This window comes from Dermacoccus sp. BD5 (assembly GCF_044878485.1).
GTDB lineage: Bacteria > Actinomycetota > Actinomycetes > Actinomycetales > Dermatophilaceae > Dermacoccus > Dermacoccus nishinomiyaensis.
The window spans coordinates 14,336-39,947 of the sequence record NZ_JANJER010000019.1; the positions used below are offsets into that span (position 1 = coordinate 14,336).

At 69.0% G+C, this 25,612-nt stretch carries 23 protein-coding genes; 11 read left to right on the plus strand and 12 right to left on the minus strand.

Annotation, left to right across the window (positions count from 1 at the left end; all coding sequences use genetic code 11):
- The first annotated feature begins 45 nt into the window (after nt 1–45).
- Entirely contained in the window at nt 46–1,812 is a 1,767-nt protein-coding gene (locus NQ706_RS12135) for an oleate hydratase (protein ID WP_038566898.1), read from the plus strand.
- A gap of 138 nt (nt 1,813–1,950) precedes the next feature.
- Here NQ706_RS12135 and NQ706_RS12140 read toward each other — a convergent pair whose 3' ends face one another.
- The 4 genes from NQ706_RS12140 to dnaK form a co-directional block, all read right to left on the minus strand.
- A complete protein-coding gene (locus tag NQ706_RS12140; protein WP_038570287.1) occupies nt 1,951–2,385 on the minus strand; it encodes a heat shock protein transcriptional repressor HspR in 435 nt (144 codons plus the stop codon).
- A 71-nt stretch (nt 2,386–2,456) separates the two neighbouring features.
- Entirely contained in the window at nt 2,457–3,470 is a 1,014-nt protein-coding gene (locus tag NQ706_RS12145; RefSeq protein WP_038570285.1) for a J domain-containing protein, read from the minus strand.
- 178 nt (nt 3,471–3,648) lie between these two features.
- The gene (locus NQ706_RS12150) at nt 3,649–4,278 is read right to left on the minus strand and encodes a nucleotide exchange factor GrpE (RefSeq protein WP_038566896.1); all 630 of its coding nucleotides are present in this window, start codon (nt 4,276–4,278) and stop codon (nt 3,649–3,651) included.
- Nucleotides 4,279–4,399: 121 nt separating this feature from the next.
- Entirely contained in the window at nt 4,400–6,286 is a 1,887-nt protein-coding gene (gene dnaK, locus NQ706_RS12155) for a molecular chaperone DnaK (RefSeq protein WP_038566894.1), read from the minus strand.
- Between the two features lie 328 nt (nt 6,287–6,614).
- Between dnaK and NQ706_RS12160 the strand changes: the two genes are divergently transcribed.
- Both NQ706_RS12160 and NQ706_RS12165 read left to right on the plus strand, forming a co-directional pair.
- Nucleotides 6,615–7,667, plus strand: coding sequence for an alpha/beta fold hydrolase (locus NQ706_RS12160; RefSeq protein WP_051805624.1), 1,053 nt, complete (start codon nt 6,615–6,617; stop codon nt 7,665–7,667).
- Between the two features lie 118 nt (nt 7,668–7,785).
- Nucleotides 7,786–8,232 (plus strand): M48 family metallopeptidase, encoded by a 447-nt coding sequence (locus NQ706_RS12165; RefSeq protein ID WP_081873572.1) that lies wholly within the window; start codon nt 7,786–7,788, stop codon nt 8,230–8,232.
- Nucleotides 8,233–8,329: 97 nt separating this feature from the next.
- On the opposite strand, the gene NQ706_RS12170 is transcribed toward NQ706_RS12165, so the two are convergent.
- The gene (locus tag NQ706_RS12170; RefSeq protein WP_006946260.1) at nt 8,330–9,193 is read right to left on the minus strand and encodes an oxidoreductase; all 864 of its coding nucleotides are present in this window, start codon (nt 9,191–9,193) and stop codon (nt 8,330–8,332) included.
- A 66-nt stretch (nt 9,194–9,259) separates the two neighbouring features.
- Nucleotides 9,260–10,021 (minus strand): sulfite exporter TauE/SafE family protein, encoded by a 762-nt coding sequence (locus NQ706_RS12175; RefSeq protein WP_235182001.1) that lies wholly within the window; start codon nt 10,019–10,021, stop codon nt 9,260–9,262.
- Nucleotides 10,022–10,154: 133 nt separating this feature from the next.
- On the opposite strand from NQ706_RS12175, the gene NQ706_RS12180 reads away from it, so the two are divergent.
- From NQ706_RS12180 to NQ706_RS12190, 3 genes are all read left to right on the plus strand, one after another.
- Nucleotides 10,155–11,078: a patatin family protein gene (locus NQ706_RS12180; RefSeq protein ID WP_051805622.1), complete on the plus strand. Its 924-nt coding sequence runs from the start codon at nt 10,155–10,157 to the stop codon at nt 11,076–11,078.
- A gap of 147 nt (nt 11,079–11,225) precedes the next feature.
- The gene (locus tag NQ706_RS12185; RefSeq protein WP_200874237.1) at nt 11,226–11,645 is read left to right on the plus strand and encodes a hypothetical protein; all 420 of its coding nucleotides are present in this window, start codon (nt 11,226–11,228) and stop codon (nt 11,643–11,645) included.
- 146 nt (nt 11,646–11,791) lie between these two features.
- Nucleotides 11,792–12,661 carry a DDE-type integrase/transposase/recombinase gene (locus tag NQ706_RS12190; protein ID WP_150112711.1) on the plus strand — a complete coding sequence of 290 codons (870 nt, stop codon included), beginning with the start codon at nt 11,792–11,794 and terminating at the stop codon, nt 12,659–12,661.
- Between the two features lie 58 nt (nt 12,662–12,719).
- Here the strand turns inward: NQ706_RS12190 and NQ706_RS12195 are convergent, their stop codons facing one another.
- Complete coding sequence (locus NQ706_RS12195) at nt 12,720–14,342, minus strand: DEAD/DEAH box helicase (protein WP_038566889.1); 1,623 nt, start codon at nt 14,340–14,342, stop codon at nt 12,720–12,722.
- Nucleotides 14,343–14,752: 410 nt separating this feature from the next.
- On the opposite strand from NQ706_RS12195, the gene NQ706_RS12200 reads away from it, so the two are divergent.
- The 3 genes from NQ706_RS12200 (at nt 14,753) to NQ706_RS12210 (ending at nt 18,341) form a co-directional block, all read left to right on the plus strand.
- Nucleotides 14,753–16,093 carry an MFS transporter gene (locus NQ706_RS12200; RefSeq protein WP_051805618.1) on the plus strand — a complete coding sequence of 447 codons (1,341 nt, stop codon included), beginning with the start codon at nt 14,753–14,755 and terminating at the stop codon, nt 16,091–16,093.
- 229 nt (nt 16,094–16,322) lie between these two features.
- Entirely contained in the window at nt 16,323–17,039 is a 717-nt protein-coding gene (locus NQ706_RS12205; protein ID WP_235182000.1) for a peptidyl-tRNA hydrolase, read from the plus strand.
- Between the two features lie 123 nt (nt 17,040–17,162).
- Nucleotides 17,163–18,341, plus strand: coding sequence for an alanine racemase (locus NQ706_RS12210; protein ID WP_038566886.1), 1,179 nt, complete (start codon nt 17,163–17,165; stop codon nt 18,339–18,341).
- A 148-nt stretch (nt 18,342–18,489) separates the two neighbouring features.
- On the opposite strand, the gene NQ706_RS12215 is transcribed toward NQ706_RS12210, so the two are convergent.
- The 4 genes from NQ706_RS12215 to NQ706_RS12230 all read right to left on the minus strand — a co-directional run bounded on the left by NQ706_RS12215 (nt 18,490) and on the right by NQ706_RS12230 (nt 22,490).
- A complete protein-coding gene (locus NQ706_RS12215) occupies nt 18,490–18,942 on the minus strand; it encodes a metal-sensitive transcriptional regulator (protein WP_338032968.1) in 453 nt (150 codons plus the stop codon).
- A complete protein-coding gene (locus NQ706_RS12220; protein WP_038566884.1) occupies nt 18,939–21,377 on the minus strand; it encodes a cation-translocating P-type ATPase in 2,439 nt (812 codons plus the stop codon). Before NQ706_RS12220 ends, NQ706_RS12215 begins: the two co-directional genes overlap by 4 nt.
- Before the next feature lie 2 nt (nt 21,378–21,379).
- Nucleotides 21,380–21,592 (minus strand): heavy-metal-associated domain-containing protein, encoded by a 213-nt coding sequence (locus tag NQ706_RS12225; protein WP_038566882.1) that lies wholly within the window; start codon nt 21,590–21,592, stop codon nt 21,380–21,382.
- Nucleotides 21,593–21,689: 97 nt separating this feature from the next.
- Complete coding sequence (locus NQ706_RS12230) at nt 21,690–22,490, minus strand: SDR family oxidoreductase (RefSeq protein ID WP_038566881.1); 801 nt, start codon at nt 22,488–22,490, stop codon at nt 21,690–21,692.
- 252 nt (nt 22,491–22,742) lie between these two features.
- On the opposite strand from NQ706_RS12230, the gene NQ706_RS12235 reads away from it, so the two are divergent.
- Together NQ706_RS12235 and NQ706_RS12240 are read left to right on the plus strand one after the other, a co-directional pair.
- Nucleotides 22,743–23,207: an NUDIX hydrolase gene (locus NQ706_RS12235; RefSeq protein WP_038566879.1), complete on the plus strand. Its 465-nt coding sequence runs from the start codon at nt 22,743–22,745 to the stop codon at nt 23,205–23,207.
- A gap of 176 nt (nt 23,208–23,383) precedes the next feature.
- Nucleotides 23,384–23,782: a DoxX family membrane protein gene (locus NQ706_RS12240; RefSeq protein WP_006945735.1), complete on the plus strand. Its 399-nt coding sequence runs from the start codon at nt 23,384–23,386 to the stop codon at nt 23,780–23,782.
- A gap of 560 nt (nt 23,783–24,342) precedes the next feature.
- Here NQ706_RS12240 and NQ706_RS12245 read toward each other — a convergent pair.
- Nucleotides 24,343–25,068, minus strand: coding sequence for an SDR family oxidoreductase (locus NQ706_RS12245; protein WP_038566877.1), 726 nt, complete (start codon nt 25,066–25,068; stop codon nt 24,343–24,345).
- Nucleotides 25,069–25,612 lie beyond the last annotated feature (544 nt).

The following is a 25,612-nucleotide window of genomic DNA, read 5'->3' on the forward strand; positions in this document are numbered from 1 at the left end:
TCGTCCCGCGCGATGATCTCGCGCACCCGACCTCGAGGAGGTCCCATGTACTACAGCAGTGGAAACTACGAAGCCTTCGCCCGTCCCCGCCCGCCGAAGGACGCCGCGAGCAAGCACGCCTGGATCGTCGGCAGCGGCCTCGCGGGCCTCGCGGCGGCCGTCTTCATGATCCGTGACGCCGCCGTCCCCGGCGAGAACATCACGATCCTCGAGAAGGGCTCCCTCGCCGGTGGCGCCCTCGACGGGATCGAGGAGCCCGAGAAGGGGTTCGTCATCCGCGGTGGACGCGAGATGGAGAACCACTTCGAGTGCCTGTGGGATTGCTTCCGCACGATCCCCAGCCTCGAGGTCGAGGGCGCGTCCGTGCTCGACGAGTTCTACTGGCTCAACAAGGACGACCCGAACTACTCGCTGCAGCGCGCCACCGTCGAACGCGGCCAGGACGCGCACACCGACGGGTTGTTCACGCTGAACAAGAAGGCGCAGAAGGATCTCGTCAAGGTCTTCCTCGCGACGCGCGAGGAGATGGAGAACAAGCGCATCGACGAGGTGTTCGGCCGCGACTTCCTCGACAGCAACTTCTGGCTCTACTGGCGCACGATGTTCGCGTTCGAGGAATGGCACAGCGCACTCGAGATGAAGCTGTACCTGCACCGCTTCATCCACCACATCGGCGGACTTCCGGACTTCTCGGCGCTCAAGTTCACCAAGTACAACCAGTACGAGTCGCTCGTGCTGCCGATGACGAAGTGGCTGAGCGAGCAGGGCGTGCGTTTCCAGTACGACACGGAGGTGACGGACGTCGAGTTCGACCTGACGGCGTCGGCCAAGCGCGCGACCCGCATCGAGTGGACCCGCTCCGGCGAGCGCGCCGGTGACACGGGCGTCGACCTCGGGGACGACGATTACGTCCTGATGACGATCGGCTCGCTCGTCGACAACTCCGACGAGGGCGACCACCACACCGCCGCGACGCTGAACCGCGGCCCTGCGTCGGCGTGGGACCTGTGGAAGAAGATCGCGCGCAAGGATCCGTCGTTCGGGCGCCCCGAGGTGTTCTGCAGCTCCATCGACGAGACGAAGTGGGAGTCGGCGACCGTCACGACGCTCGATGAGCGCATCCCCGAGTACATCCGGCGCATCGCCAAGCGCGACCCTTTCAGCGGACGGGTCGTGACGGGCGGCATCGTCACCGTCAAGGATTCGAGCTGGCTCATGAGCTGGACGGTGAACCGCCAGCCGCACTTCAAGAAGCAGCCGAAGGACCAGATCGTCGTGTGGGTCTACAGCCTGTTCGTCGACGCGCCCGGCGACTACGTCAAGAAGCCGATGAGCGAGTGCACCGGCGAGGAGATCACCGCCGAGTGGCTCTACCACCTCGGCGTGCCCGAGGCTGACATTCCCGAACTCGCGGCGACGGGCGCGAAGTGCGTACCGGTCATGATGCCGTACGTGACGTCGTTCTTCATGCCCCGCAAGGCCGGTGACCGCCCTGACGTCGTGCCGGAGGGCGCGGGGAACTTCGCCTTCATCGGCCAGTTCGCCGAGACGAGCCGCGACTGCATCTTCACGACCGAGTACTCGGTGCGCACCGGCATGGAAGCCACCTACCAGTTGTTCGGCGTCGAGCGCGGTGTGCCCGAGGTGTTCAACTCGACCTACGACGTGCGGACGCTGCTCGATGCCTCGGCGCGCCTCAAGGACGGCGAGAAGACCGAGCTGCCCGGCCCCGCCGTACTGCGCCGCAAGATCGCGAAGGGGCTCGACTCCACCGAGATCGGCGTGCTGCTGCGCGAGCACGGCATCCTGTGACGGCGACCTGATGCCCGCATCGCGCGCCGAGGCCCTCATCCCGATTCGGGGATGAGGGCCTCGGCCGCGCAGGTGTTGTACGACGACGGTGTGGCGCTGCCTCGCGCCGCCGGAGCGTGCGTCGTGACGAGCTCGGGCTCAGCGGGTGCCGTACGGCACGAGGGAACGCCCGGACGAGCGCGGGCGCGGTCGTTCGCCGGGCCGCAGCGCGACGATGCCGTCGCGCCCGGCCGCGAAGACGCGCGTGTGAGAGCGCGATTCGAGCGCGTCGCGGTACTGCGCGTTCTGTTCGCTCAGCTCCTCGATCCGCGCCCGTAACGCCGCGACCTGGTGCTCGAGCTCCATGATGCGTTGGATGCCGGCGAGCGAGACGCCCTCCGACGACAACTCCTGCACCTGACGCAGCTGCGCGATGTCGCGCATCGAGTAGCGGCGACCGCCGCCACCCGTGCGTTCGGGGGTGACGAGCCCCAGACGGTCGTACTGGCGCAGCGTCTGGGCGTGCATCCCGGCGAGTTCGGCGGCGACGGAGATGACGTACACCGGCTTCGCCGGATCGTCGAGGCCGTGCAGCCGCTCGTCACCGACGCGTCCGTTGTGGTCGTCGACGATCTCGCCGAGCCGCCGTTCGACCCGCGACGGCGTCACGACGCGGCCTGACGCGCCTTCGCGAGCAGCTCTTCGCGCGGGTCGGCTTCGCCCGCCGCGAGGGTCTCGACGGCCTGACGCTGCTCGTCGGTGAGCTCCTTCGGCACGACGACGTGAACCTTCGCGATGAGGTCGCCGGTCGCCTTCTTCGTCTTCACGCCACGGCCCTTGACGCGCAGGCTGCGGCCCGAGGGCGTGCCGGGCGCGACGCGGACCTTGACGCTCTTGCCGTCGAAGGTGGGCACCTGCACCGTGGCGCCGAGGGTCGCCTCGGCGAACGTCACGGGCAGCTCGACGGTGAGGTTGTCACCGTCGCGGCCGAAGACCGGGTCGGTGCCGACGCTGACGTGCAGGATCATGTCGCCGTTCGGGCCACCGCCGAAGCCGGCACGGCCCTTGCCGCGCAACCGGATCTTCTGCCCGTCCTTCACCCCGGCCGGAATGCGCGCGGTGAAGCTCTGACCATCGCCGTCGCTGATGCGCACCTCGCTGCCCTCGACGGCCTGACGGAACGTGATCGACGCGCGCGCCTCGACGTCCTCGCCTCTCTGGGCGGCACGCTGACGGGGGCCGCCGAAGCCGGAGCTGAACCCGCCGCCCCCGAAGCCTCCGCCGGCGCCACCGAACTGGGCGAGCAGATCTTCGAGGTTGATGCCCTGCTGGCCACCCGCCCCACTCGAATAGGTGCGGTAAGCGCTACCGCCGCCCCCGCCGAACATCGACGAGAAAACGTCCTCGGCGCCGCCGGCACCGCCGCTGAAGCGGGCGCCGCCTCGCGCCATCTGACGCACGGCGTCGTACTCCTGACGCTGCTGCGGGTCGGAGAGCACCTGGTTGGCCTCGCCAATCTCCTTGAACTTCTGCTCGGCGGAGGTGTCACCGGGGTTCTTGTCCGGGTGGTACTTGCGGGCCAGCTTGCGGTAGGCCTTCTTGATGTCCTCCTCGCTCGCGTCCTGCGCGACACCGAGGGTGGCGTAAAAGTCTTTTTCGAACCAGTCCTGACTGGCCATGCGCACCTCCTTCGTGGTTTCACGCCGGCCGGTCTCGGACCGGGCGTGCATCGCGTGCGCGTGCGAATGGGGTTTTCAGTTGTGTGTCGGCGGCCCCCGGTGGGGGCGCAGCCGCGACGTCAGCGAAGCAGGTTGCCCCGCGGCACGAAACGACTCGGCTCGGCCGCGGCGCGCTCGATCAGCCTGCGACCGAGACGCGGGCGGGACGCACGACGCGCTCGCCCACCTTGTAGCCCGGCTGCAGCACCTGCACGACAAAGGTTCCGTCGACGCCCTCGGGCGCCTCGGCCTCGACGTGCATGAGCGCCTCGTGGACGCTGGGGTCGAACGCCTCGTCGACCTCGCCGAAGCGTGCCACACCGAAGCGGTTGAGCGTCGATTCGATCTTGTCGGCGATCTTGCTCATCGGGCCCTCGGTGAGGTCGCCGTGCTGGCGCGCGAGCTCGATGTCGTCGAGCACCGGGATGAGGGATTCGACGACCGAACCGATCGTCGCCTCCTTCTCACGAGCCCGGTCGCGCTCGACGCGGTTGCGGTAGTTGACGTACTCGGCCTGGATGCGCTGCAGGTCGGACAGGCGCTCCGCAGCGAGCTTCGTGTCCGGGTGCTCGGTGCCCGCGTCGTCAGCGCTCGTAGCGTCGGGGCCGGCCTGCGTGGCGGCCTCGTCGGAACGCGTCTGCAGGTTCTCGGGCTGCTCACCGCCGGGCAGGTCGGAACCCACACCGCCGGCGAACGAGTTGTCGGTCTCGCCCTGCGTCACACCGTCAGCGTTGTCGGGCGTCGCGCCGCTCGTGTTCTGGTCCGTCATGACGGACTCCTTCCTGCCACCTCCTGGTGGCGAAGCGGCCGGTGGGCTCCCCGTGGGCAGCCCACCGGCCGTACTCGTGTCAGGGGCCGACCGGGGTGCGCGTGGCACCCCGGTCAGGCACTCACTTGGAGGTGTCGTCGTCGTCCTCGACGACCTCGGCGTCGACGACGTCGTCGCCACCCTGCTTCTGCTCGCCTGCAGCGCCCTCGGCACCGGCCGCACCCGCGGCGTCACCGTTCTCGGCCTGCGCGGCGTACATCGCGGCGCCCATCTTCTGGCTGGCCTCGGACAGCGCCGTGGCCTTCGCGTTGATGTCCTCCGGCGTCGCGGACGACTCCGGCTTCAGGGCCTCCTTGAGCTCGGCGAGGGCGCTCTCGGTGGCCGACTTCTCGTCAGCGGGCACCTTGTCGCCATTCTCCTCGAGGAACTTCTCCGTCGAGTAGACGAGAGCCTCGCCCGTGTTGCGGGCCTCGGCCTCCTCGCGACGCTTCGCGTCCTCGGCGGCGTGCTCCTCGGCCTCGCGGACCATGCGCTCGATGTCCTCCTTCGGCAGCGCGGAGCCACCGGAGATCGTCATCGACTGCTCCTTGTTCGTGCCACGGTCCTTCGCGGAGACGTGCACGATGCCGTTGGCGTCGATGTCGAACGTGACCTCGATCTGCGGCACGCCACGCGGCGCGGGTGCGATGCCCGTGAGCTCGAAGTTGCCGAGAGCCTTGTTGGCCTTGGCGATCTCGCGCTCACCCTGGAACACCTGGATGTCGACGGACGGCTGGTTGTCCTCAGCCGTCGAGAACACCTCGGTGCGCTTCGTCGGGATGGCCGTGTTGCGCTCGATGAGCTTGGTGAACAGCCCACCCTTCGTCTCGATGCCGAGGCTCAGCGGCGTGACGTCGATGAGCAGCACGTCCTTGCGCTCACCCTTGAGCACACCGGCCTGCAGCGCGGCGCCGACGGCGACGACCTCGTCCGGGTTGACGCCCTTGTTCGGCTCCTTGCCACCGCACATCTGCTTGACGAGCTCGACGACGGCCGGCATGCGGGTCGAGCCACCGACGAGGACGACGTGGTCGATGTCGGCGATCTTGACGCCCGCGTCCTTGATGACGTTCTCGAACGGCTTCTTCAAGCGCTCGAGCAGGTCCTTCGTCATCTGCTCGAACTGAGCACGCGTGATCGTCTCGTCGACGTGGATCGGGCCGTTCTCGCCCATCGACAGGTACTGGAGGGAGATGTTCGTCGAGGTCGAGCTCGACAGCTCCTTCTTCGCCTGCTCCGCGGCGTCACGCAGACGCTGCATGGCGATCTTGTCCTTGCTCAGGTCGACGCCGGACTCGCTCTTCACCTTGTTGATGAGGTGCTCGACGATGCGGTTGTCCCAGTCGTCGCCACCGAGCTTGTTGTCACCGGAGGTGGCGCGCACCTGGATGGTGGAGAAGCCGTCCTCCGCGTCCTTGCCCACCTCGAGCAGGGAGACATCGAACGTACCGCCACCGAGGTCGAAGACGAGGATGAGCTCGTCCTCCTTGCCCTTGTCGAGGCCGTAGGCGAGGGCCGCGGCGGTGGGCTCGTTGACGATGCGCAGGACGTTGAGGCCCGCGATCTCGCCGGCCTCCTTCGTGGCCTGACGCTCGGCGTCGTCGAAGTAGGCGGGAACCGTGATGACGGCGTCCGTGACCTCTTCGCCGAGGTAGGCCTCGGAGTCACGCTTGAGCTTCATGAGAATACGGGCCGAGATCTCCTGCGGCGTGTACTTCTTGCCGTCGATCTCCGTCGTCCAGTCCGTGCCCATGTGGCGCTTGACGGAACGGATGGTGCGATCGACGTTCGTGACCGCCTGACGCTTCGCGATCTCGCCGACGAGGATCTCGCCGTTCTTCGTGAACGCGACGACGGATGGGGTGGTGCGACCGCCCTCGGCGTTCGCGATGATCTTGGGCTCGTTGCCTTCGAGAACGGCGACGGCCGAGTTGGTGGTACCGAGGTCAATACCGACTGCGCGACCCATGGTGGGATCTCCTTCGTTCGAGGAAACGACGATCTGTGCGCGCGCCCTGCAGGCGTGGCCCACACCGTCAGATTGACTGATATTGACTCAACTCTGTTTCGCCGTGAGTGTCAACCCTCGGCTCATCAAAGTTGCTGTTACTTCACTCAACTTGTTTGATCCGCACTTCATTCCCCGTCGCAGAAGTTTTCTCCGGGCCCCGTCTCGTCAGCCTTGGACGAGCCTCGCCCGTCGCGCGGACGCCGCCACTACCCCTGGGTAGGATCGCGGGATAGACAGGGCGAGCGCGTGTGGGTTCGCCGGCGCTGCGGGACGATGGAGAGCGACGATGCGGACAGAGCCCGAGCAACACGCGACGAGCGGAAACGTGACGGTCTCGCGCGTGCAGCACGGCCCCTCCCAAGCGCGCGTCACCTCGATCAGCGGCCCCCGCGGTCGCGACTTCGTCCTCGTCGCCGGCATCGGAGTGGCCTCCGACTATTACGTTCGCCTCGCCCTCGATCTCAATCAGGTCGGCACCGTCCACGCCATCGACCTTCCCGGCTTCGGCGGCGTTCCGCACGGCAAGCAAACGCCCGGGATCGAAGGATTCGCGGATCTCGTCGAGGCCGCGATCACCCAGCTCGAGCTGGACGACCCGGTCCTCGTCGGGCATTCCATGGGCTCACAGGTCGTCACCGAGGTCGCGGCGCGGCGCTCGGATCTCAGCACCATCGTCCTCATCGGCCCCGTCGTGAACTCTGCCGAGAGCAGCATCGCGCGCCAGGCGTGGCGCCTCGCCCAGTGCGCCGGGCGCGAACCCTTCGCGATCACCGTGCACGTCCTCATCTCCTACGTGCTCTGCGGGCCGTGGTGGTTTTTCAAGGTGCTGCCGAAGATGATGAACTACCCGATCGAAGAGCGGCTCCCGCACGTGCGCGCGCACACCCTTATCCTGCGTGGGCAGCACGACGTGACCAGCCCGCGCTCCTGGGCACGGCACCTGTGCGACATCACGCCGCACGCACGCGCCTGGGAGATCCCGAGCGCAGCGCACTCCGTCATGTACGCGCACGCCGGCGCCGTGGCCGCCTTGACCGTCGAGCACATGCAGCACCCCGAAGCCGCGCACGACGACCCTCGCGATCGACAGATCGACCAGCGCACGAACCCCGACGAGCGCCGCTCGCTCGTGCGCTTCCTCTCGCGACTGCGTGGCGGTGCGACGACGCTGCGCGGGATGGTCACCGGCGACGATGCGCTCGTCGCCCGCGGCAGCCGCCGCTCCCTCGCCGGATACGACGGCCCGCACGACTCCCCCGACGTCGATGCCGTACCCCTCGACGCCGCGGAGGCCGCGGAGGACGAGTCGACGTCCGAAGCGGCACGCACGACGGACTGACGAACCCCGCGGTGTGCTGCCACCACTCGTCGGCGCGCGGTTCGGAGGCGAGGTGATCGGGAACAGCGGCGCCGCAGCGATGGTTGACGCGGACACACCGCGACGCACAGGAGCAGCCATGAGCGACGAGACCTTCGAGCCCACCACGCCGATGAAGGCGCACGAGCCGGCGGCCACGCCGACGATGGAGCAGATGCTCGGCGCGGCGACCAGTCCGTCAGGCCTGCACACGATCACCGACCCGAGCGGCGACCCCTACGAGACCCTGCGCACGGCCAAGGAGCTGTTCGACGTGCGCAAGTACACCGAGGCGGCGCGTCTCATCGAGGGCATGACCGGCACGCCGGAGGGCGCGTCGCGTGATGCTCGCGAACTGCTCGCCCGCAGCTATTACCACTCGGCGCAGCTGACGAAGGCCACCGTCGCGGCCCGTGAACTGCTCGACGTCGACCCGACGAACGTCGACGCCGCCGTGCTCCTGGCCCGCTCGCTCGAGCGTGCGGGCAAGAAGGACGAGGCCGCCCCGGTGCGACGCCTCGCCCAGTCGCTCGGCGCCGACATCTGACGCACGTCGGAGGGCAGCATCTGGTCTGTGAGGGCACGGAAGAACGCTCCCATCGACGTCAGCTGCTGCCGCTGCGACGGTGCGCGGCACGCGCCGCTCAGCGCAGGGCGTTCAGCGTCATGAGGTCGTCGTCACTGAGGGTGACGTCGCGAGCCGCCGTGTTCTCCTCGAGGTGCGCGATCGACGATGTGCCAGGGATGAGCAGGACGTTCTCGGCGCGCGCGAGCAACCAAGCCAGGCCGACCTGCGCCGGCGTGACGCCGCGTTCGGCGGCCATGCGCTGCACCGCCCGGTCGTCGCCGACCTTCGGCAGGTGCTCGAACGCCGAGCCGAGCGGGAAGAACGGCACGTAGGCGACGCCACGCTCACGGCACAGCTCGAGCGTGGCGTCGTCGTCACGCATGAGGAGGTTGTAGGCGTTCTGCACGCACACGGCGCCCGCGTCGAGCGCGACGCGCGCCTGCTCGGTCGAGACGTTGCTGACGCCGAACGCCTCGAGCTCCCCCGCCTCGACCAGGCCCTGCATGGCACCGAGCTGCTCCTCGAGGGGGCAGGCGTTCTCCTCGCCGATCTCGTCGACGGGCATGACGCGCAGGTTGACGACCGGCAGCCGCTCCACGTCGAGCGTCACGAGGTTCTCGCGGACCGCGGCCACGAGCTGGTCGGGGCGCTGCGCCGGCAGCCACTCACCCGACGGGCCCCGCACGGCGCCGACCTTGGAGACGATGACGAGATCGTCGGCGTAGGGATGCAGCGCCTCCTTGATCAGTTCGTTCGAGACGTTCGGGCCGTAGAACTGCGACGTGTCGATGTGGTCGATGCCGAGCTCGACGACGCGACGCAGCACGCGGACGGCCTCGTCGTGATCGCGTGGCGGACCGAACACGCCCGGCCCGGGAAGCTGCATGGCGCCGTACCCGACGCGTCCGACGTGATGACCGGCGACGGTGAAAGTGCTCATGCGTCATTCGACCACGCCGGCCTGGGGGCAGGCGGCGGCGCGTCGCAGATGCTCGTCAGGTGAGCGTCAGAGTGTGAGAAGACCCCGCACGAGCGCCGACGCGCCACCGAGCGCGGCGAGCGCCATCGCGAGTCGCTTCGCCTGCGCCGTCGTCACGCGAGGCGTGAGACCCTCGCCGATGCGGACACCGATGAGCACGAGCACGACGACGAGCGGCATGAGCCACCAGGGCGGCAACTCGGTCGAGCCCGTCGACCCGAGCGTCGTCTTCGCGATGACCGAGATGGCCCCCATCGTCATGAAGATGGGTTGGAGGGTCGCGGCGAACGATCGGTGCTCCCACCGCGTCAGCCGGGAGTGGATGACGAGGACGGGCGCCGAGACCCCGCACAGCGTATTGAAGAATCCGCCGATGACGCCTGCGACGGGCGTCACCCACGCGGACGTGACGTGCGGTAGACGGCCGAGGCGATCGGCGCCGACGGTGAAGCCGATCGCGCCGAGCACCGCCACTCCGACGACGACCTGCAGCCAGGCCGCATTGACCTCGCGTACGACCACGGCACCCACGAGAGCGCCCGGCACGACACAGGCGCAGATGATGCCGGCGCGCCGCCAGTCGACGTCACGTCGCAACGTCAGGGTGAGCAGCAGGCCGGAAACGGTCGTCGTCGCGTTCGCGAGCAGGACGCCATGGGCGGCGCCCATGATGAGCGTCAGTGTCGGAGCCAGGACGAGCCCCATGCCCGAACCCGACAGGCGTTGGAGCACCGCGCCGACGAGGATCGCCGCGACGACGGCGGCGAGCATCGCGGCGGTGAACTCCATCCGCACATCCAAGCAGGTCGTCCCCCGCCGCCGTTCCTCTGGTCAGCGGGCCACGTTGGTGGCCTGGGGCGGGCGGGAGGGTTTCACCCTCGCGTTTGGCCCGTGGGGCCGACGCGCGTCAGGATGGGGAACCGTGAAGACCGTCCTCGACGTCATGCGCCACCGGCGCGACAACTCGAGCCAGCCCCTGCGGCGTCACGACCACGCGCGCGTCACCGTCGTCCTCGAAGGCGGCAGTTCCCGCGCGGCCTACGGCGGCGGCATGGTGGCCGAGCTCGAGGCTCGCGACCTGCTCACGACCGTCGATGCGGTCTACGGCGCGTCGGCCGGAGCTCTCAACGGCGCCTGGCTGATCTGTGGCCGCGCCCGGGCCAATCTGCACGGCTGGTGGGCGCCGGAGAGCATGAATGCGACGATCCGCCCGTCGAACGCGCTGCGTCGCAAACCCGTCGTCGACACCGACGTCATCGTCTACGACCTGTACGAGAACGTCACGCCGATGGGGTTCGAGGAGATCCTCGCGAGCGATGTCGAGTACCACCCCATCGCCACCGACGCGGCGAGTGGCGACGCGGTCGACCTGGCGCCGATGATCCACGACAAGGCGAGCCTGCAGGACGCACTGCGCGCCACGGCGCGGCTGCCGGCTCTCGGCGGCGCACCTGTCGAGATCGACGGGCGACGTTTCATCGACGGCGGGATCGCGGAGAACATCCCCGTCGAGACAGCACTGGCCCAGGGCGCGACGCACGTGCTCGTGCTGCGCACCAAGGCGCCGTCGCTGGATCTGAGCCCCGACAAGGCGGTCGAGAAGCGCCTCGTCGCGCGGTGGATGTCCCGTCACGCGCCCGGCGCGAGCGCGGCCTGGACGCGCCGCAACCTGCGCAAGCAGGAGCTCGAGCACCTCATGTCGCACGACGACCGGGTGACGCAGGTGGCGCCGCCCGCCGACGTCGCGCGCATCTCCGTCGTCGGCCGCGCTCAGGACGTGCAGCGACGTGCCGTCGAGGACGGTCAGCGCATCATGGCCGAGACCCTCGACGCCGCAGGGTTGTGATCGACGCCCGTACCCACCGGCGATTCTCGGTCACATCTGCAGATCTGCAGATGTGACCGAAAAGCGCACAAGGGGACGAGAATCGCCGATGTGGACGCCGCCCTAAGTGCCAGCCTGGTCGTGAGTCACTTGTGTTGAGGAGGCGTGGTGTTCACGGTCGAGGAAAAGCGGGATGCGGTAGTGACGTATCTGGGGTTGGCGTTCGGGCAGAAAACGTCGTGGTTGGCGCAGCAGCCGTTCACGGCGAGTCAGTTACGTCGCTGGCGTAGTGAGTATGTCCGTGGTGATCTTGACCGTGGCCTCACGCCGCGTCAGGGTGGCTCGATGGACCATATTCGCTCTGATCAGATGCGCCGGCTGGAAGAACAACTCGCCGCGCAAGAACGCCGCCACGCCACGGAAGTCGCGCGGCTACGGACCGAGGCTGACGGGCTACGTCAGGCGAACGAGTCGCTGGGAAAAGCTATCGGGCTCTTGCAACACTGGCACGCGCACGAGCCCGATACGCCCCCGACGACGCCACCCGAGCGTTCATCGCAGCCGAGAACGACCTCATCCGAGACCTGAGCGCGCTGGCGGGGTTCAGTCAGCGCCGTGCGCTGCAGGTCGCTGGTGTCTCGCGTGGCACGTGGCACGCCCGCCACCACCATGGCCGTGACGTTGCTGCGGCGGTATCGCCTGTGCCGCAGCGTGAGCGGGAGCAGCCAGCGAGGTTGAGCGCGTCGGTGTGCGCGCGGGTCGCGGGTTTCATCAGTGCGGGGCGCACGGGCGGTTTGGGTGTCGCGGGCGCGTTCGCGAAGGCGTGGGACGAGGGCTTCATGGAAGCGAGTCTGCGTTCGTGGTGGCGTATCGCCGCGCGCGTGCGCCGCGAGCAGGCCACAGTCGAGCAGGCCACAGTCGAGCAGTCGGGCGCGGCGGGTGAGCAGGCGGTGGCGCGGGTGAAACCGCAGGTGTTGGCGACTGGCGCGAACCAGGTGTGGGCGTGGGACATCACCGACCTGCCCACCGCGTTTCGGGGTGTGGCGTTCAAGGCGTACGCGATCATCGACATCTTCAGCCGCAAGGTGATCGTCGCGAGTGTGCACCAGCGTGAGAGCACTGCTGATGCGATGGCGTTGTTCATGGCCGCGATCGCGGCGGAGGGTGGGTGCGTGCCGCAGGTCGTGCACGCCGACAACGGCGCGGTGATGCGTTCGAACCTGCTGAACGAGTTCCTCACGGCACATGGCATCGAGGTGTCGCACTCGCGTCCGCGGGTGTCGAACGACAACCCGTACATCGAGTCCGAGTTCCGCACCCTGAAGAATCGGGCGTCGTATCCGGGCGTGTTCGCGTCGCTGGTGGAGGCGAGCACGTACGTCGCGCAGCACGTGCACTGGTACAACCATGCCCACCACCACAGTGGGATCGCGCTGTACACGCCCGCGCAGGTACACGACGGGTCGTGGAAGATTCTGCACGCGCGCCGCCAAGTCAGCCTCGCCTACTACCAGGCGCGTCACCCCGAACGTTTCCGCGGCCACCGCGCGCCAGTGCCCGCCCCGAAAGCATGGGCCGGAATCAACCATCCCGGCCCTGAGTGACTCACCACAGGTTGACATCCACCGCCGTTCGCCGATGTGGACGGGAATCGCGGGAGGGTCAGCGCCCGGCGCGCGAGTTCGACGAGAACCCGGCTGCACCGCCGCTGCGACGAGCGCCGCCGGAGCGTCCTGCCGCACCCGAGCCACCCTGGCCACGCGCACCCGAACCACCACGCGAGCCACCCTGGCTCCGTGAACCCGAGCCACCGGACGGACGCCCGCCCGCCCGGTTGCCGTCGCGACCACCGGTCGCAGCGCTGCCGGAGCGTCCGCTGCCCTGGTTGTCACGGCCGGCGCCGTCCTGACCGCCGCGGCCGCCGCTCTGAGCGCCTCGGCCACCGGAGCGTCCTCCGCCCTGGTTGCGGCCGCCGGAGCGTCCGCCCTGGCCACGTCCGCCTTGACGCTGCTCGCCGCCGTCCTTCGGAGCCTTCTTGCGCGAGGGCTCCTGCACGGGTGCGGTGGGCAGTGCTGCGGCGACCTCGTCGGCGCTCATCGTGCGACGCTCACCGGGCGCGAGCTTCTCGAGCAGCGGGTGCGAGGCAGTGACGTTCGTCGTCGTTGCGTTGATCTTCGCCATGCGCAGCAGCGACTTCACGTCGCCGCGCTGATCCGGCGTCATGAGGGTGATGACGGTGCCCGCGGCGCCGGCGCGGGCGGTGCGGCCCGAGCGGTGCAGGTAGGCCTTGTGCTCGGTGGGCGGGTCGGCGTGGACGACGAGTGAGACGTCGTCGACGTGGATGCCGCGCGCGGCGATGTCGGTCGCGACGAGCGTCTCGACGGCGCCCGAGTGGAACGCGTCGAGGTTGCGCACGCGAGCGTTCTGCGACAGGTTGCCGTGCAGGTCGACGGCGGGAATGCCGCGGCCGGCGAGCTGCTTCGCGAGCTTCTTCGCGCCGTGCTTGGTGCGGGTGAACACGACCGTGCGTCCGGGTGCGGAGACGAGGTCGGTGAGCACGTCGATGCGCGAGTCGGAGTCGACGGCGAAGACGTGGTGCTCCATCGTCGCGACGGGCGACTGCGCCGAATCGGCCTGGTGCGTCACCGGGTTCGACAGGAACTTCTTGACGAGCACGTCGATGCCACCGTCGAGCGTCGCGGAGAACAGCAGGTGCTGCGCCTCGCGCGGCACCTTCGTCAGGATGCGTTTGACGCCGGGCAGGAAGCCCATGTCGGCCATGTGGTCGGCCTCGTCGAGGATGCAGACCTCGACGTCGGACAGGTCGCAGAAGCCCTGGCCCATGAGGTCTTCCAGACGCCCGGGGCACGCGATGAGGACGTCGACGCCCGCCTTGAGAGCCTTGACCTGCGGGTTCTGCCCGACGCCGCCGAAGACGGTCGTGTACGACAGCCCGGCCGCCGCGGCCAGCGGCTTGAGCGAGTCGGCGATCTGGTTGGCGAGCTCGCGCGTCGGCGCGAGGACGAGCGAGCGCGGGCGGTAGGCGTCGATCTCGTAGCGCGTCTCGTCGAGACGGGCGACGAGCGGCAGCAGGAACGCGAACGTCTTGCCCGAGCCGGTACGGCCGCGGCCGAGGACGTCGCGGCCCTTGAGCGAGTCGGGCAGCGTCGCGGCCTGGATGGGTGTCGGCGTGTCGATGCCGAGCTTGTCGAGGGTCTTGACGAGGACGGCGGGCACGCCGAGATCGGAGAACGAGGGCACAGATGACTCCTGGAGAGGTTGCATGGAAAGACGAACGATCGATGGTGAAAGCCCGCGCGGTGAATCCGCGCGTCGCAGGCGATCTCGCATCTCGACGATCGTCCGACTCTCATGCGCCACGCGTTCCCGATACCGGAGGGCGTCGTTCGACGACGTGTGCTGCCCAGTTCGGCGCTGCCGCGCGCCGGGCGCACGACGAGCGCGGGGCGCTCCGATTCGAGGGGAGGCGCAGGGGCGAGTCGGCCACCTGCACGAAGCATCCAGTCTACGCGCAAAGGTTGCGAACCTTCACATGTCACTGTCACGGGCGTGGCATTCGTCGCATCATCGTGCTTGGCTGGAGGTCACTTATTCGCCCCTGGCGCCCGCCCCTCGCACCATGACGCTCGATGCACCACCCGAGCCGAGGACGCCTCCAGCACAAGGGATCTCCCATGGCAGCCATCCCCGTCGACGCGCCACGCGCCCTCGACGCCCATCGCCCGCTGAGCAAGACGTCGCTCGCCGTCGCGGGGTCGTCGACCGTCATCGAGTGGTACGACTTCACGCTGTACCTGTACCTGACGACGGTCATCTCGCGCGTCTTCTTCGGCGGCGGCACGAGCGGTACCGCATGGACGCTGCTGGTTTTCGCCGGCACCTACCTGATGCGCCCCGTCGGCGCCGCGTTCTTCGGCCATGTCGGCGACCGCATCGGGCGCAAGCCCGTCCTTCTCATCTCCATGGCCCTCATGACGTTGGCGATGCTCGCGACGGCCTGCCTGCCGACGTACGCCTCCATCGGGCCAATGGCGGGTTTCCTGATGATCGCGCTGCGCGCCCTCATGGCGTTCAGCGTCGGCGGCGAGTACTCGGGCGTCATGACGTACCTCGTCGAGGGCTCCGAACCGCACCGCCGCGGCTTCGTCACGTCGCTGGCCTCCGCGGCGAGCGAGATCGGTGGCCTGCTGGCGGTCGGCCTCTCGGCGATTACGACGTCGTACTTCGTCGGTGACGACCTCGATTCCTGGGGCTGGCGCGTGCCGTTCTTCATCGGCGCGGCGATGGCTGCGACGACCCTGTTCATGCGCTCACGCATGGAGGAGTCGCCCGTGTTCGAGGAGGAATCCGAGGCGGACAAGTCGAAGAACCCGCTCGTCGAGGTGCTCAAGACCGAGCCCGCCGCGGTGTGGCGTGGTTTCGCCATCTCGGCGCTCGGGTCGATCACGTACTACGTCGGCATCGGCTACGCGCCGACGTTCCTGCAGTCCGCAGGCAAGTTCAGCGAGTCCGACGCCCTGTGGCTCGGTACCGCGGCGGCGATCGCCGTCATCCTCGTGACGCCGCTGGCGGGCCTCGCCGCCGACCGCTTCGGCCGCCGTCCCATCCTGCTCATCTTCGGGGTGCTCGCGGCCGTGACGTCGCTGACGATGTTCCAGCTCATGGCGAACGGCTCGACGGGCGCGGCGCTCGCGGGCGCCCTCGTGCTCGCCGCCGTCGCGGGCGGGTGGAGCGCCGTGGCCGCGTCGGCCATCGCGGAGCAGTTCAAGTCGAAGGCCCGCATGTCGGGCATGGCGCTCGGATTCACGACGGCGACCGCCATCTTCGGCGGGTTCGCGCCGCTCGTCGGGCAGAAGCTCATCGACTCGACTGGTTGGGCACCCGCGCCCGGCGCGATGATCGCCGTCGTCGCGATCTGTGTGCTGCCCGTCGTGTGGTTCCAGAAGGAGACGGCCCCGAACGTGACAGAGGGCAACGCCGCCAACGATCCGGCCTCCCCCACCCGCACGCCGTGACCATCTGCGATTCCTGGCCACATTCGCGATCTTCGTCCACGTCTGCGATTTCCGGTCACCTTCGCGATTCCTGATCCCATCCGCGAATCCCGGTCACTTTCGCACCGCCAGCCGTGACGGCGAAGGCCGCGCCCGACGCGTCGGGCGCGGCCTTCTCGGCGTCCGACACGGGGCAGCTCGCATCGTCGCCATTCTTCGCGCCCCGGGCCCCCTGGACCACAATGGTGCGGTGAGTGAGACGAGACCCGCGCCCGAGACCGACGCCCCGCCTCTGGCGATGCAGATCGCGCTGCGCGTCGAGAAGACCGCGCCACCGGACGAACTCGACGCCTGCGCCGCGGCCGCGCAGGCCTGCGTCGGATTGCTCGTCGAGGCCGAGCGCCGCGCGCACCCCGTCGTGTCCTCTGATGCCGCCCCCGACACTGCGATGCTCGACGCCATCGACGCCTGGCGCGGCATCGCCATCCGCAAGATCGTGAGGCGTTGCAGCGGCAAGCGCTGGAGTGACGCGCAAGCCCTCGACGGGGTGACGGCTCGTCACGGCAGCGCCGAGGCTCGTGCGTTCACGCCGGCGCCGACGTCACCGCTGCCGCCCGAGCTGAAGAAGATGCAGGTCGAGGGCACGCAGCTCCCGTCGCACCCCGACGATGGAACGAGCGACGCGCGCGACCCGCAGGACGTGGATGCGATGGTCACCGTCCGCCTCAGCCCCCTCGTCACGATGACGAGCGGAAAGAGCGCCGCGCAGTGCGCGCACGCGGCGCAGCGAGCGTGGGAATCGATGAGCGCCGACGAGCGCGCACGGTGGGCGGCCGACGACCACCGCGTCCGCATCGTGCGCGATACAGAGGCGCACTGGGCCGCGACGCCGGGCCGCGTTAGCATCATCGACGCCGGATTCACCGAACTCGACGGACAGCACGAGACGACCCGCGCGGACTGGTGACGCACCCGCGCACGTCACGATTCGTCGCCGAGCATCACGTGAACCGCGGTTTCCCGCGCAGGGAGCACAAGATTGCGGCCCGACGACCGGCAGAATGAATGCACCCGACCGTCAGGAGTTCTCGTGACCGCCACGCCCCGCCTCGTCGCCGACCTCGACGTGCTCGAACGCAACATCGACGCCATGGCGAGCCTGGGTCGTGACGCCGGTGTCGCGCTGCGGCCGCACGTCAAGACGCACAAGATGCCGGAGATCGCCACGATGCAGCGTGACGCGGCGGCGCACGGCATCACCGTCGCGACGATCGGTGAGGCCGAGGTCTTCGTCGACGCGGGCTTCGACGACGTGTTCATCGCCTACCCCTTGTGGGTCGACGACGAGGCTGGGCGGCGCCTGCGGGCCCTCGCGGAACGCGCGCGCATCGGCGTCGGCTGCGACTCGATGACGGCCGCGCGCCAGCTGCGCAAGCCGCTCGGCTCTGCGGTGGTCGAGGTGCTCGTCGAGCTCGACTCGGGTCAGCACCGCACCGGCATCCCGGCGCGTGACGCAGGCGAGCTCGCCGCGGGCATCGCGAGCCTCGGCTTCGACGTGCGCGGCGTCTTCACCTTTCCCGGCCACTCGTACTCGCCGGAAGGCCGAGCCCAGTCCGCTGACGACGAACGCGCTGCGCTCGCCGGCGCGTCACGAGCCCTGCGCGCCAAGGGAATCGAACCGCACGTTCGTAGCGGCGGGTCGAGCCCGAGCATGGCGTTCGCTGCACGCAACGGCGCTGGCGAAGGCGCGCGCGCGGGCATGCCGGGGGTTGCGTCGTCGTCGGGGAGCGCCCTCACGAGCCTGCCTGGCGCCACCTCCGCCGTCAACGACGGCGCGGGCCCGTCGACGGATGTCGCCCCCACGGAGATGCGGCCCGGCGCGTACGTCTTCAACGATGCGCAGCAGTGGGAACTCGGAGCCTGCGCGGCCGGGGACATCGCGCTCACCGCACACGCGCGGGTCGTCTCGCACTCGGGTGGGCGTCTCGTGCTCGATGCCGGGTCGAAGACGCTCGCTGCCGACAAGGCGCCCTGGGCGAGCGGCCACGGTCGACTGCTCGACCATCCCGACGCGCGCATCGTGCAGATGTCCGAGCATCACGGCGTCGTCGACATGGCCGGGGCCTCCCTGCCCGCACTCGGCTCGACGGTGCGCGTCGTGCCGAATCACTGCTGCAACGCGATCAACCTGGCCAACGCGGTCGACGTCGTACGCAACGGCACGCTCGTGGACACCTGGGCCGTCGCAGCGCGGGGCATGAACAGCTGACGCCTTTCGCGTGCTCGAGTGTGTGGGGCGTGATCGATCCAGCGCTCGCACCGAGGCGCCGCGCAGGTGAGTCAGTTGGTGCCGGCCGAGTCAGTCCTGCGTGACTCGGCCAGCATCAACTGACTCGGCTGCGCGAGGCGGGCGAGCGTCAGCGCACGAATCGGCGCAGGGCGTCGCTGACCTCGGCGAGCTTGGTGGCCTGTTCGTCGCCCCCGGCTCGAGCAGCCTCGACGACGCAGTGGGCCATGTGGTCGTCGAGCAGCCCGAGCGCCACGGCCTTCAACCCCGACTGGATGGCCGCGATCTGGGTGAGGACGTCGATGCAGTACCGGTCGTCCGCGACCATCTTCTCGACGCCGCGCACCTGCCCCTCGATGCGCTTGAGCCGCTTCGACAGAGCATCCTTCGACCCGGCGTTCTCGTACCCCGGTTTCGACGGTTCACAGCACGACGACCCCGCGGCGTGATCGCCGCCATCGGACACCCCGTTGCCCGGCTCCACAGCGTCAACCATGGCGTCTTCAGCCCCCGTCAGTGCGTCGACGACGGGTTCCTGCCGCATCGCCTCCACGGCCGGCTCCTTCGACTTCGTCTCGCTCACGCGCGCCCACCCTCCTCGTTCGATCGATGACTCGGCCGTTGCTCCGCCGTCCCGGCGAATCCGCGCAACCGCAGGCTGTTTAGCACGACGAACACCGAGCTGAACGCCATCGCGGCGCCCGCGATCATGGGGTTGAGCAGCCCCGCGGCGGCCAACGGAATCGCTGCGACGTTGTACGCGAACGCCCAGAACAGGTTGCTCTTGATCGTGTTCAGCGTCCTGCGGCCCAGGCGGATCGCGTCGCCGACGAGACGCAGATCGCCGCGCACGACGGTGACGTCAGCCGCTTCGATCGCAACGTCCGTGCCCGTTCCCATCGCGATGCCGAGATCGGCCTGCGCGAGCGCGGGAGCGTCGTTGACGCCGTCGCCGACCATCGCGACGACGCGCCCCTCACCCTGCAGACGCGTGATGACGTCGACCTTGCCCGCCGGCAGCACACCGGCGATGACGTCGTCGATGCGGACTGCGTCGGCGACGCTCCGCGCGGCGCGCTCGTTGTCGCCCGTCAGCAGGACGGTGTGCAGGCCGAGGCGCGACAGTCCGCGCAGGGCATCCGCGCTCGTCGGTTTCACGGTGTCGGTGACGGCGATGACGCCACGCGCCGCGCCGCCCCATCCGACGGCGACGACCGTCCCACCACCCGATTCGAGATCGTCGAAGGCTCCACGCAGGTGGCCGTCGAGAGCCATGCCCCGGGCCGCGAGAGCATCCGGGCGGCCGACGATGACGTCGACCATCACGGCTGCCTCAGCGTTCGGGCCGGGCACGCGCACTCGCCCCGTCACGCCCTCGCCGGGCATGTTGATGAAACCGTCGGCGGTCGGCAGATCGCCGACGCGGTCGCGGCCCGCGTCGGTGATGGCGCGAGCGATCGGGTGCTCCGAGCCGCTCTCGAGGGCTGCCGCAACAGCGAGCACGTCCTCCTCGGATTCACCACCGGCACAGACGATCTCACCGACCGACATCTCGCCGGAGGTGAGCGTTCCGGTCTTGTCGAGCACGACCGTGTCGATGCGATGCGTCGCCTCGAGCACCTCGGGGCCCTTGAAGAGCACCCCGAACTGCGCGCCGCGCCCAGTACCCACCATGAGCGCCGTCGGCGTCGCAAGACCCAGCGCGCAGGGGCACGCGATGATGAGCACCGCGACGGCTGCGGTGAACGCCGCTTCGACGTCGCCCGTCACGACGAGCCAGCCGAGGAGCGTCAGCACCGACAGCGCAATGACGACCGGCACGAAGATGCCGGAGACGCGATCGGCGAGCCGCTGCACGTCCGCTTTGCCGTTCTGCGCGTCCTCGACGAGCTTCGCCATCTGCGCGAGCTGCGTCTGCCCGCCGACGCGGGTGGCGCGCACCACGATCCGTCCGCTCGTGTTGAGCGTCGCCCCGATGACGGCGTCACCGGGGCCGACGTCGACGGGCACCGATTCGCCCGTCACCATCGAGGCGTCGACGGCGCTGTCACCGCTGACGACCTCGCCGTCGGTCGCGATCTTCTCGCCGGGTCGCACGACGATGCGGTCGCCGACGACGAGTTGGCCTGCGTTCACACGCTGCTCGCGCTCGACGCCGTCAGGGCCGGAGCGCAGGACGGTCGCCTCCTTGGCCCCCAGGTCGAGCAGGGCGCGCAGCGCGGCGCCGCTCGCGCGTTTCGAACGCGCCTCGACGAAGCGTCCGAGCAGCACGAACGTCGTGACGCCGGCGGCCGCCTCCAGGTAGATGTTCGACGCACCGTGCCCTCGCGTCGCGCCGAAGTCGAAGCCGTGCTTCATGCCCGGCATGCCGGCGTCGCCGAAGAACAGCGCGTACAGCGACCACGTGAACGCCGCGATCGTGCCGACGCTGACGAGGGTGTCCATCGTCGTCGCGCCGTGCTTGAGGTTCGTCCATGCGGCGCGATGGAACGGCCACGCACCCCAGACCACGACGGGCGCCGCGAGCGTCAGCGACAGCCACTGCCAGTTCGTGAACTGCAGCGGCGGAATCATCGCCATGAGCACGACGGGCACCGTCAGCGCAGCGCTGACGACGAGGCGCTGCCGCAGCTCGCGCACGTGCGCGTCGGCCGGTGATTCGCCCGCTTCGCCGGCGCGAGCGCCGCTGTCCGCCCCGTCAGTGTCGGCCGATGACGGCGGGGAAACCGGTTCGGGCGTGATGACGCTCGCGCCGTAGCCGGTCTTCTCGACCGTTGCGACGAGGTCGTCGGGCGTCACGTCGTCGGCGAAGGCGACGCGTGCCTTCTCCGTCGCGTAGTTGACGCTGGCCTCGACGCCGTCGAGCTTGTTGAGCTTGCGTTCGATGCGGTTCGCGCACGAGGCGCACGTCATACCCGTCAGCGCCAGTTCGACACTCTGCGTCGGCGTTGCCGGAGCCTCGGGGGCTACTGGCGCCGCTGGGGTGGGGGTCCGGGTCTGCGTGGTCGTCTCGATCATCCTCAGGCGAGCTGGTATCCGGCTTCGGTGACGGCGGCGTCGACCTGCTCGCGGCTCACGGGCTGCTCGGAGGTGAACGTCACGACGCCGCTCTCGTGGTTGGCGACGACGTCGCTGACGCCGGGGATCTCCTCGAGTTCCTCGCGCACGCTCATCTCGCAGTGGCCACAGGTCATGCCGGTGACGGTGTACGTGCTGGTGTTCTGCTCAGCCATGACTGCTCCTTCGTCGTGTTTTACTGACACACAACACCATACCCCCAGGGGGTATTCCCCTCCGGTCGACCGTCGCCCGGCCCCACCGTCGCGCGCGTCAGTTCGATGCCAGGTGCGCGCCGAAGCGCTGCATCCCGCGGATCCACCGGTCGTAGTCGGCGCCCTTGGCGCGGTACATGTCGAGCACGTTCGCGTGGGGCAGCACGAGGAATGTCTCGTTCTCGATCGCGCGCATGACGTCGTCCGCCACCTGCGCAGGCGTGAGCACCGGGCCCGATTCGGTGACGGCGCGCTGCGCGACGCGCGAGGCGCCGCCGGTCTCGGTCAGCAGGTTCGTGTCGACGCCCATCGGGCACAGGCAGCTGACGCCGACGCCCTTGTCGCCGTACGACACGGCGAGCCATTCGGCGAAGGCGAGCGCCGCGTGCTTCGTCGTCGCGTACGTCGACGAGCCGATCTGCGTGAGCAGGCCGGCAGCCGACGCCGTCGAGACGAAGTAGCCGCGGCCGCGCTCCACCCATCCTGGCACGAGCTGCTGCGCGGCGCGCACGTGCGCCATGAGGTTGACGTCGATCGCGGTGGCCCAGCTCGCCTCGTCGGCCAGATCTGCGCCCACGCCGACGCCCGCGTTCGCGACGTAGACGTCGACCGGCGCACCGAACTCGCGTTCGGCGAGGACGATGACCTCGGCGATGTCGGCGGCGCTCGAGGCGTCACCGGCGGCGGCGACCACGTCGCCGTGGGCGGTGGCGAGCCGTTCGCGCGTGGCACTGAGACGTTCGCCGTCGAGGTCGGTGAGGGCGACCTTCGCGCCGCGTTCGAGCAGCGCCTCCGCAAGCGCCGCGCCGATACCGCCTGCCGCCCCGGTCACCACGCACACCGCGCCGTGAACATCCATGTCTGCCACCTCGTTCATCGTCGTGAAGCATTGTTGAGCAATGCTCAATAGTTACCTCGATCACATCACAGACTGCGTCGGCCGCGCCAGGGGTTCATCGCCACCAGCTCTTCCGACCGGCGCCCGGCCGAGCGATCCGTGCGCATCTCAGCGCCGCCCGGCCACTGCCGGGCCGGGCGAACCACGCCCGCCCCTCGAACGACGTGCGACGACCTGCTCGGCTCCCCCGGCCCGAGACGATACGTTCGAGCCATGCCATGGAACCCACCAGAGATTCCCGCCTCCGCCGGCGCACTGCTCTTCGATCGTTCGGGGCGCCTGCTCATCCTCGAGCCGACATACAAGAGCGGCTGGACGATCCCCGGCGGCGCGATGGAGGCCGACGGCGAGAGTCCATGGGACGGATGCCGGCGCGAGGTGCTCGAAGAGACGGGGCTGGTCGTGACGAGCGGACACCTCGTCATCGTCGACACCCGCCCGGGCAAGCTCGAGCGCAAGCTGGGGCTGCGCTTCCTCTTCGACTGCGGCACCCTCGACGACAAGCAGATTGCCTCGATCCGCCTGCAGGCCGACGAGATCGCCTCCCACCGCTTCGCCGAACGCGACGAGGCACTGGCCCTGCTGTCGAAGCCCGTCGGACGGCGCGTCGCGCACGGCTGGGGCGCCCCTCACTGCCTCTACCTCGAGAACGGTCGGCCGGTCGACGGGGTGAACTGACGCCCCGGGGCTCACCCATCTGCGGTTGCCTCGGCCTGTTGACGCACCCCGCATCAGCCCGCAGGTCAGGCATCCACGCCCGCGGGAATGCGGATCGCAGCGCGACATCATAGGCTGGGCATCGAACGGAACGGCGCGCTCAGCGTCGTTGATTCTTCAACGAAGGTGGTATTCGCATGTTCAACCCCGGCAAGGCTCTCGGCCGCGCGATGGTCGGTTCGCTGTTCGTCTACGGCGGCCAGAACGCCATCAAGAACCGCGCTCACCTCGTGCCGATGATCGACGCCGCGCAGGAGCGCTACGGCCTCAAGGGTCAGCTCCCGCTCACGTCCGAGCAGCTCATCCAGGCCAACGGCGCCGGCATGATCGCCCTCGGCGCGGCGATGGGCCTCGGCATCAAGTCGCGTCTCGCCGCCATCGGCCTGCTGCCGTTGCTGGCCGCCACGACGGTCTCCGCCCACAACTTCTGGGACATCAAGGACGACCCGCAGGCCCGCAACCAGCAGATGACCGCCTTCTTCGGCAACCTCGCCGCCGCCGGTGGCCTCGTCACCGTCATCATGACGAAGAACTGACGCACCCGGCCGTCGAGGTCTGAGACGTCTGCGATCGACGGCTGAGGAGTCGCCGTCCGAGAATTCGATGGCGGCCTTGCGCCGCGTCACGCGTGAGAGCCGGAACCCGGCCTGACAGGGTTCCGGCTCTCACGCGTTTTGTCCCGCAGCGGCGAGCGGCGCCAGCGGCGCCTCGGCTCTCAACGCGTGTCACCGCGACGCACGTAGCGCCGGGCATCCGACGTGATCGGGCTCGGCTCTCGCCGAATTGGTGGGCGGAGAACAGATCGGAAACCTCCCCGATCGCTTCCGATGGCCTGGCGAGCTTCTGCGACATCGACGAAACGCGTGCGCACCTCACGAGTCGACCTGGCACGTTCAGACCCTAGGCGCGAAGTGGCGATAAGACGTCGACCAGCCCTATGTGCACGCGCACTCGATGAGCGACGGCTCGTGCCAGTGGGGTGTACCCACCCCACGAAAGTAGGCACCCTCTCAGGTGTGCACTTTCGAAGATGCGGAATCTAGGGACGGCCCTCTTGGTGGTTTACCTCGTTGAGGTGGTTGGTCTTGCCGGATGGTCAGGCGATGCGTGCGCCGCCGTCGACGTGGATGGTCTCGCCGGTTACGAACGACCCTTCGAGCAACCACAGGGCGGCACGTGCGATGTCGTCGTTCCGCCCCACTCGGCCGACCAGGGTCGCGCGCCCGGAGTCCTCGAGAAATTCGTGCTTCGCGTTGTCTCCCATCGCATCCCAGCTGCCGGAATCGATGATGCCGGGCGAGATCGCGTTGACCCTGATGGGAGCGAGCTCCTTTGCGAGATGCGTGACGGCGTAGGTGACCGCCCCGTTCGTGATGCCCATGACGGCGTATCCGGGCGACGGGTTCCACGCGGCGACGCCGGAGAACAGCAGAAGGCTGCCGTCGGGGCGAACCGTCTTGGCTGCATGCTTCGCCAGCAACATCGGACCGATCACCTTGGCCTCGAAGGCGGAGACGACATGATCGTGGTCGAGCTGCGAGACCGGCACGTTGTGATGCGCAGACGCGGTGGTGACGATGTGATCGAGTGGTCCGACCTCGTCCAGAGCGCGCACGATGCTGTCTTCGTCGGTGATGTCGATGCTGACAGCTCGCGCTCCGGGGATCCGCTCAGCGGCCTCGCGCGCTTTCACCAGGTCGCGAGCACCGATGACAGGTGTTGCGCCTGCTTCGTGGATGGCGTTCGCGATGGCGAACCCGATATCGCGCGCGCCGCCGATGATGAGGACGTTCTGGCTGGCCAGGGGCAGGGTGGCACTCATGGGGTTCTCCCTTGCGTTGCGGTAATGAGATGCGTTGTGCGGGGATCAGATGTGGCGACGCTCGCGCGCGTCCAGTCGCAGGGTGACAAAGGCAAGGGCCAACCCCGCTGCGGTCATCATAGCGCCGACGATGTTGGCCGAGGCGTACCCGAAACCGGCCCCGATGGCGGCGCCAGCGAGCCACGCAGACGGTCCGTTCGAGCCGACTGCTTCCATCGCACGAGGTGCCTGAACGCTTCCAGGGCCGGTCTGCCTCGACTTTGCGCAAGCGGGTGGCTCCGGGCCCGACTGTGCAATGTCCGAGGCGTGTCGTGTGCAAAGTACGGCGCATCTCGACATCGGTCAGCCGCATTCCTGGGCTATTGCAAAGGCCTGGTTCGAGTCAGTTGCCCAGGTTTGCCGGTGAACGTGTGAGTGGGGGCCCCCCCCAAATTTGGGGGGGCCCCCCCCCCCCGCGGGGGGGGGGGGGGGGAGGGGGGTGGTTGATGACCGGGGGGGGGGGGGTGTTTTAGTTTGGGGGGCGCCCCCCGGGGGAGTGAGCGGT